This is a genomic window from Streptomyces sp. NPDC088197 (assembly GCF_044741185.1).
Taxonomy (GTDB): Bacteria; Actinomycetota; Actinomycetes; order Streptomycetales; family Streptomycetaceae; genus Actinacidiphila.
In genome coordinates, this window is the sequence record NZ_JBIUSD010000001.1 from 681,081 (window position 1) to 687,977 (window position 6,897).

General features: G+C 75.5%; 5 protein-coding genes. All 5 read left to right on the forward strand.

The annotated features are described in order from the left end of the window. The first annotated feature begins 68 nt into the window (after positions 1-68). The 5 genes from ACIOC1_RS03045 to ACIOC1_RS03065 all read left to right on the forward strand — a co-directional run bounded on the left by ACIOC1_RS03045 (position 69) and on the right by ACIOC1_RS03065 (position 6,788). Positions 69-1,028 (forward strand): NAD(P)H-quinone oxidoreductase, encoded by a 960-nt coding sequence (locus tag ACIOC1_RS03045; protein WP_355336726.1) that lies wholly within the window; start codon positions 69-71, stop codon positions 1,026-1,028. A gap of 160 nt (positions 1,029-1,188) precedes the next feature. Next, on the forward strand, positions 1,189-1,911 hold the full coding sequence (locus ACIOC1_RS03050) for a hypothetical protein (RefSeq protein ID WP_401851412.1): 723 nt from the start codon (positions 1,189-1,191) through the stop codon (positions 1,909-1,911). Between the two features lie 101 nt (positions 1,912-2,012). Further along, positions 2,013-2,717, forward strand: a complete 705-nt coding sequence (locus ACIOC1_RS03055) for a PadR family transcriptional regulator (RefSeq protein ID WP_401851414.1) — start codon at positions 2,013-2,015, stop codon at positions 2,715-2,717. Between the two features lie 244 nt (positions 2,718-2,961). Next, positions 2,962-3,720 carry an ABC transporter ATP-binding protein gene (locus ACIOC1_RS03060; protein WP_355336729.1) on the forward strand — a complete coding sequence of 253 codons (759 nt, stop codon included), beginning with the start codon at positions 2,962-2,964 and terminating at the stop codon, positions 3,718-3,720. 272 nt (positions 3,721-3,992) lie between these two features. Next, the gene (locus ACIOC1_RS03065; protein ID WP_401852007.1) at positions 3,993-6,788 is read left to right on the forward strand and encodes an FtsX-like permease family protein; all 2,796 of its coding nucleotides are present in this window, start codon (positions 3,993-3,995) and stop codon (positions 6,786-6,788) included. The last annotated feature ends 109 nt before the right edge of the window (positions 6,789-6,897 follow it).

Consider the following 6,897-nt stretch of genomic DNA (forward strand, 5'->3'; position numbering starts at 1 on the left):
ATCGGCTGGCCGTCCGGCGCAAAGGAACCGGCGGGCTGGGGGGCTGAGGGCAGCGGTAGCCTCGGGGGATGTATGCGATGACGATTCCGGAGCCGGGCGGGCCCGAGGTGTTGACGTGGGCGGAGGTGGGGGATCCGGTCGCGGGGGAGGGCGAGGTCGTCGTCGAGGTGGCGGCGACGGCGGTGAACCGGGCGGATCTGTTGCAGCGGCAGGGGTTCTACGAGCCGCCGCCGGGGGCGTCGCCGTATCCGGGTCTCGAGTGTTCGGGGCGGATCGTCGAGGTGGGCTCCGGGGTCGCGGGGTGGCGGGTCGGGGACGAGGTGTGCGCGCTGCTCGCGGGCGGCGGATACGCGCAGAAGGTGGCGGTGCCGGCGGGCCAACTGCTGCCGGTGCCCAAGGGGATCGACCTGGTGACGGCGGCGGCGCTGCCCGAGGTGACGGCCACGGTGTGGTCGAACGTGTTCCTCACCGCGCACCTGCGCCCCGGCGAGACGCTGCTGGTGCACGGCGGGTCCAGCGGGATCGGCACGATGGCGGTCCAGCTCGGCAAGGCGGTGGGGGCGACGGTCGCCGTCACGGCGGGGAGCGCCGAGAAGCTGGCGGCCTGCCGGGAGTTGGGCGCGGACATCCTGATCAACTACCGCGAGCAGGAGTTCGAGAAGGCCGTCACGGCCGACGTGATCCTCGACATCATGGGCGCGAAGTACCTCGGGCGGAACGTGGACGCGCTCGCGGTCAACGGCCGCCTGGTCGTCATCGGCCTCCAGGGCGGCCTCGTGGGCGAGCTGAATCTGGCCACGCTGCTGAGCAAGCGCGCCGCCGTCGCCGCGACCTCGCTCCGGCCCCGGCCGCTGGACGAGAAGGCCACGATCGTGGCGGCGGTACGCGAGCACGTGTGGCCGCTGATCGAGGCCGGAACCGTACGGCCGGTCGTGGACCGTACGCTCCCGCTGCGGGACGCGGCCGAGGCGCACCGCGTGGTGGACGGCAGCACCCACATCGGAAAAGTGCTCCTGACCACGGCATGAACACGCCCTCTCGCGGATAACGGTCCGATACGGAGCCGGCCGTCCGGGATGCCGGAAATGTTGCCGCGTGTGACGCTGAATCCACACAGGGTTCGGTGGAGAGGCGGGACGTGTGCGGCGGGCACCCGACAGGCGATGCGCGATACGGAGGGCGGCGCCCGTGCTGCTCGCGGGGGCGCTGCTCGTTCCGGCGACGGCGACGGTGATGGCGACGGGCTCCGCGTGGGCGGTCGCGCCCGGGCCCGACGAGCCCACGGCCCCGGCGGTCCGTCCGCTCCCGGCGCCGGGCGCGGACATCGTCACCGAGGTGCTCACCGGGCTGGTCCCCGGCCTCGTCGGCCGGCACGAGACGGTCGGCGGCCCCGGACACGGGGGACGCCAGGACGCCGCGCCGACCACCGGGCCCAGCGGGCCGCCGGTGACGGAGGAGCCCACCACCGAGCCGACCGCTCCGGCCACCCCCACCCCCACCGCTCCGGCCGCCAGGCCGGCCCCCGACCCCACGGTCGGCGTCCGGCCCCCGGCCTCCCCCGCCGTTCCCGCCACCCCGGCGGGCCCGCTGCGGCCACCGGTCCCGACGCCGACACCGACGTCCGTACCGGGCGACGGGGCCGCCAGGCCGCCGCTCACCCCGCCCGTACGGTCCACCTACGGCGCCGCGCGCTCCGCGCCCTTCCTGGTCCCCGACGGCGGGCCCGCCCAGGCCCCGCCGCGCCCTTCGGCACCCGCAGGACCCGACGCCGCCCGCACCCAGGCCCGCGCGCAGACTCCCGCCGTCTACGAGCCCGGCCGCCGCGTCCTGCGCATCCTCCCCTTCGGCGCCGGCCTCGCCCTGGTCGGCCTGGGTCTCGGCTTCCTGGGCCTGCGCCTGCGCCGCGACTGACCCCGAGGCGGTCGCACGCGCCCCTCATGTCCCGTTGTGCCCGGTCGGACGGGTCGCCGCGGCCTTGAAAGGCGGGTCCATACTCGGTATACATACTCAGTATGTCGATCCGCCACGGCCTGCTGGCCCTCCTGGAGCGGGGGCCGCGATACGGCTTCCAGCTCAGAACAGAGTTCGAGTCCCGCACCGGTTCCACCTGGCCGCTGAACGTGGGGCAGGTGTACACGACGCTGGCGCGGCTGGAGCGCGACGGGCTGGTGGTGCCGGCGGGCGAGGACGACGCCGGACACGCGCTGTACGCCATCACGGAGGGCGGGCGGGGTGAGCTGCGGGAGTGGTTCGCCCGGCCCGTGGACCGGGCGAATCCGCCGCGGAACGAGCTGGCGATCAAGCTGGCCATGGCGGTCGGATCGCCGGAGGTGGACGTGCGGGCCGTCATCCAGGCGCAGCGCGCGCACACCATCCGGGCGATGCAGGACTACACCCGGCTGAAGGGCCAGGCGCTGGAGGCGGCGCCCGCGCAGAGCGGGGCGCCGGACCGCGACGACGTGGCCTGGCAGCTCGTTCTCGACCAGCTCATCTTCCAGGCGGAGGCCGAGGCGCGGTGGCTCGACCACTGCGAGACCCGGCTCGTACGGCTGACGGCGCTGGCCCCGGCGGCCGAGCCCGCCGCACCGGCCCCGACTCCCGATCCCGCCGACCCCGCCGACGGCGGCGGCCTGGACGACGGGAAGAACGACGAGAAGGACGCCGCGCCGGACGGGGTGCTGCGCGGCGCGCTGAGGCGGACCCGGGCCCGCCGCTGAGCCGCGCGCCGACCGGCACCCGGCCCCGTACGCCTGACCGCGTACGCCCGACCCCGTACGTCCGGCACCCAAGCCCGACCCCGTACGCCCCACCCCGTACCACCCCACCCCTGCGCCCGGCCGCGTCGCGCGGCCACCTCCCGGCCAGGACCGGCCCGCCCGACCAGCGGCCGGACCACCGCCACCCGAGCACCCCGAAACCCGAGCACCCGAGCACTCCACGACCCTGGGGGACGCACCGCCCATGTCCGTAAAGCCGCACACCGAAGCCGCGCCGCCGGAAGCGCCCGTCCTCCGCCTGGAAGCCCTCACCCGCGTGCACGGCACCGGAGCGACCGAGGTGCACGCGCTGCGCGGGATAGACCTGGACGTGCGTCCGGGGGAACTGGTCGCCGTGATGGGCCCTTCGGGCTCGGGCAAGTCCACGCTGCTGACCATCGCGGGCGGCCTCGACCTGCCGACGTCCGGCCGGGTGATCGTGGAAGGCACGGACCTGACCACGGCCAGCCGCAAGGAGATCGCGGCCCTGCGCCGCCGCAGCATCGGCTACGTCTTCCAGGACTACAACCTGATACCGGCGCTGACGGCCGCCGAGAACGTGGCACTCCCCCGCGAGCTGGACGGCACCGGCGCCCGCAAGGCGCGCCGCGAGGCGGTCGCCGCGCTGGAGGAGATGGGCCTGGGCGAGCTGGCCGACCGCTTCCCCGACGAGATGTCCGGCGGCCAGCAGCAGCGGGTGGCCATCGCCCGCGCGCTGGTCGGCGACCGCCGCCTCGTCCTGGCGGACGAGCCCACCGGCGCGCTGGACTCGGAGACCGGCGACACCGTACTGGCGCTGCTGCGCTCGCGCTGTGACGCGGGCGCCGCGGGCATCCTGGTGACGCACGAGCCGCGGTTCGCCGCGTGGGCGGACCGGGTGGTCTTCCTGCGGGACGGCTCCGTCGTGGACATGACGCTGCGCTCCTCCGCCGAGTCGCTGCTGACCGGCGGTGCGGCCCAGTGAGCGGCGCCGCCTCGCAGGACCCCGCCGCCTCGCAGGACCGCGGCCCCTCGCAGGACCGCGGCCCCTCGCAGGACCCCGCCGCCTCGCAGGACCGCGGCCCCTCGCAGGACCCCGCCGCCTCGCAGGACCGCGGCCCCTCGCAGGACCGCGCCGCCTCGCAGGACCGCGGCCCGAGCGCCCGCGCGGGGAACCTCAACTCGTGGCGCGCCGCCATCCGCATCGCCCGCCGTGACGCCTGGCGCTCCAAGGGCCGCAGCGCGATGGTGCTGGCGATGATCGCGCTGCCGATCATCGGCGTGAGCGCCGCCGACATCACCATCCGCAGCTCCCAGTTGAGCCCGGAGCAGAAGCTGAGCCGAGACATCGGCGCCGCCGACGCGCGCCTTGCGGACGCCGACGCCAACGGGCGGCCGATCTACCAGGACCCGCCCGCGGACATCTGGACCTCGGTGAAGGACGCCACCGCGGACCCGGACGCCACGCCGTCGGCGGCGGACCTGGCGGAACAGCAGGAGACCCCGAAGCCGACCGACCCGCTGACCGCGCTGCCCCGGGGCGCGCGCTGGATCTCCGACTCCCAGACCTACGCCCGCTTCAAGACGAAGTACGGTCTGCTCGCCGCCCCCGTGCGGGAGTTGGAGGCGGGCGACCCGCTGGCGCGCGGCATCACCCACCTGGACCGCGGGCGCTACCCGGCGGCCGACCACGAGGTCATCGCCACCACCGCGTTCCTCAAGTCCGCCGGCCTGAAGGTCGGTTCGAAGCTCGTCGTCCGCGACGTGGACCGTACGTACAAGATCGTCGGCGCGTACGACCTGCCGGACACGCTCGGCACCGAGCAGGTCATCGCGCGGCCGGGCGCTTTCATCGCGCCCTACACCGCGGCGCGCAAGGCGCTGAACGGCGAGGACGACTCGGCCTACACCACCTACCTGGTGGGGTTGCCGAGCGGCGACTACTCCTGGCAGATGGTGCAGCAAGCCAATACCCGGGGCATCTACGTCAAGTCCCGCGCGGTGGTGCTGCACCCGCCCGCCGACTCCGAGGTGCCGCTCTACACGAAGTCGCGCAACGGCAGCGCCCCCTACCGCACCGGCGACACGGGGAAGGCCACGGCCGTCGCCGTGGCGGCGACCATCGTCGGCCTGTCGATGCTGGAGATCTGCCTGCTGGCCGGTCCCGCCTTCGCCGTCGGCGCGCGGCGCTCGCGCCGCCAGCTCGGCCTGGTCGGCGCCAACGGCGGCGACCGCCGCCACATCCGGGCGATCGTGCTCTCCGGCGGGCTGGTGATCGGCGTCGCCGCGGCCGTCGTCGGCACCCTGCTGGGCCTGCTGCTCACCGTCCTGCTGCGCTCCCCGCTGGAGGACTTCGTCGGCCGCCGCTTCGGCGGTCTGACGCTGCGCCCGCTCGAACTGCTCGGCATCGCGGGCCTGGCCGTACTCACCGGTCTGCTGGCCGCCGTCGTGCCCGCGGTCACCGCGTCCCGGCAGAGCGTGCTGGCGTCGCTGACCGGGCGGCGCGGTGTGCGGCACGCCAACCGCGTGCTGCCGGTCCTCGGCATCGGCGCGATCTGCCTCGGCGTCGGCATCGCGGTCTTCGGCTCGCTGCGCACCGACAGCACCCTCGCGGTCGGCGGCGGCTCCGGCATCGCGGAGCTGGGCATCGTCGCGCTCACCCCCACTCTGGTCGGCATGTTCGGCAGGACCGGCAAGTGGCTGCCGCTGTCCCCGCGGCTCGCGCTGCGCGACGCGGTGCGCAACCGGGGCCGTACGGCGCCCGCGGTCGCGGCCGTGCTGGCCGCCGTCGCCGGTACGGTCGCGGTCGCCACGTACTCCGCGAGCGCCGACCGGCAGGACAGGGACGCGTACGAGGCCCAACTGCCGCGCGGCGTCGTGGCGGTGGCGGCCTACAGCGACCGCGGGCGGGATCTGACCGCGGTGCGCGCGGCGGTCGAGAAGCGCTACCCGGTCTCCGGCCGCGCCGACGTGTCCGCGATGGTCGTCGGCGGCAAGAACTGCCAGGCGGGCGGCGGTGGCGGCGACGGCTGCGGCGACGTCCAGCCGGTGAAGCCGGCCGCCAACGTGTGCCCGACCGACCGGCCGGAGGGCGCGACCGCGCTCACCCTGGCCGAGCGCCGTGCCCTGGCCCACGACTGGCGCTGCGCGTACGTGGAGGGCCTGACCGCCATGCCCACCAGCAGCGCCGTCCTGATCGGCGGCCCGGCCGTCCTGCACGCCCTCGGCATCCGGGACGGGGACGCGGAACAGGCGCTGGCGCGCGGCGAGACCGTGCTGTTCGACAAGGGGTACCTCGACCGCGGCACGCTCAAGCTGAAGATCACCCTGGACACGAACAAGGCGGTGCCCGACGGACAGGAGCCGGTCGGCCCGGTTAAGTCGGTGCCGGTGCACCTGGCGGGCGAGGGCCGTGACCGGACGTACGGGCTGCTGGCCGTGATGCCGCAACAGGCCGCCGACGGCGTCGGGATCGACACGATGCCGCTGGGCTCCTTCTACACCAACGCCCGGATGCCCAACGGCCCCGAGCGGCAGGCGCTGGACAGCGACCTCGCCAAGATCGGCACCGACACGGAGGTCTATCTGGAGCGCGGCTACACCAGGGACAACAGCCTGGTGCTGCTCGCCCTGACGCTCTTCGCGGGCCTGGTCACCATCGGCGCCGCGGGCATCGCCACCGGCCTCGCGCAGGCCGACGCCGAGCCCGATCTGAAGACGCTCGCCGCGATCGGCGCGCCGCCGCGGGTGCGGCGCACGCTCTCCGGCCTCCAGTGCGGGGTGATCGCCACGATGGGCGTGGTGCTCGGCTCGGCGGCGGGCGTGCTGCCCGCGGTGGGGCTGCGGCACACCGAGCGGCGCGAGCAGTGGAAGTACTACCACCAGGCGCTGGACGGGGGCTGGGGCGGCACGAGCAGGCTGCCGCACGTGCCGATCGTCGTCCCGTGGAGCACGCTGGCCCTGCTGATCGTCGCCGTGCCGCTCGGCGCCGCTCTGCTCGCGGCCCTGGTCACCCGCTCGCGCACCCAGCTCGCCCGCCGCGCGGAGCCGTAAACCGGGGCGCGCGCGGAGGAAGGCGGCGGGGGGGGGGGGGGGGCGGGCGGGCCCGCCCCCCCGGGCGCCCCCCCCCCCCCCCCCCCCCCCCCCCCCCCCCCCCCCGGAC

Bases quoted from the DNA above. Each gene is read 5' to 3' on its own strand.
- ACIOC1_RS03045 (WP_355336726.1), top strand. From the start codon at position 69: ATGTATGCGATGACGATTCCGGAGCCGGGCGGGCCCGAGGTGTTGACG.
- ACIOC1_RS03055 (WP_401851414.1), top strand. From the start codon at position 2,013: ATGTCGATCCGCCACGGCCTGCTGGCCCTCCTGGAGCGGGGGCCGCGA.
- ACIOC1_RS03060 (WP_355336729.1), top strand. From the start codon at position 2,962: ATGTCCGTAAAGCCGCACACCGAAGCCGCGCCGCCGGAAGCGCCCGTC.
- ACIOC1_RS03065 (WP_401852007.1), top strand. From the start codon at position 3,993: ATGATCGCGCTGCCGATCATCGGCGTGAGCGCCGCCGACATCACCATC.